Source organism: Fischerella muscicola PCC 7414, from assembly GCF_000317205.1.
GTDB lineage: Bacteria > Cyanobacteriota > Cyanobacteriia > Cyanobacteriales > Nostocaceae > Fischerella > Fischerella muscicola.
Window position 1 is genome coordinate 1 of record NZ_AJLK01000247.1, and the last position, 394, is coordinate 394.

The 394-nt window shown below is 43.9% G+C and carries 2 tRNA genes; both read right to left on the bottom strand.

Features of this window, described 5'->3' with window-relative positions:
- Positions 1 to 154: 154 nt before the first annotated feature.
- Positions 155 to 227 (bottom strand) — tRNA-Ala (locus UYI_RS0131485).
- Between the two features lie 88 nt (positions 228 to 315).
- Positions 316 to 389 (bottom strand) — tRNA-Ile (locus UYI_RS0131490).
- Between the last annotated feature and the right edge of the window lie 5 nt (positions 390 to 394).

A 394-nucleotide genomic window follows, 5' to 3' on the forward strand; every position in this document is an offset into this window, starting at 1 on the left:
GAATCTATTGATTCAGATGCTAGCTTTTTACCCAAATCATTCATCTTACCACACTTGTCTTCCCTCACAACCACTATCCTAACACCTTCTACTCTTTTTTTGTTTGATGTTAGATGTTAAATGCTTGCTGAGTTCTACTTTGTGTTGGTACAGGTGGAGGTTAGGAGACTCGAACTCCTGACATCCTGCTTGCAAAGCAGGCGCTCTACCAACTGAGCTAAACCCCCAAGAATTCAGTTATCAGTTATTCAGTTGTCAGTTATCAGCTTTTTGTGACTGACCACTGTTTACTGTTGACTGTTAACTGCTTTCAGGTGGGCCATCCTGGACTCGAACCAGGGACCTCACCCTTATCAGGGGTGCGCTCTAACCACCTGAGCTAATAGCCCATAAT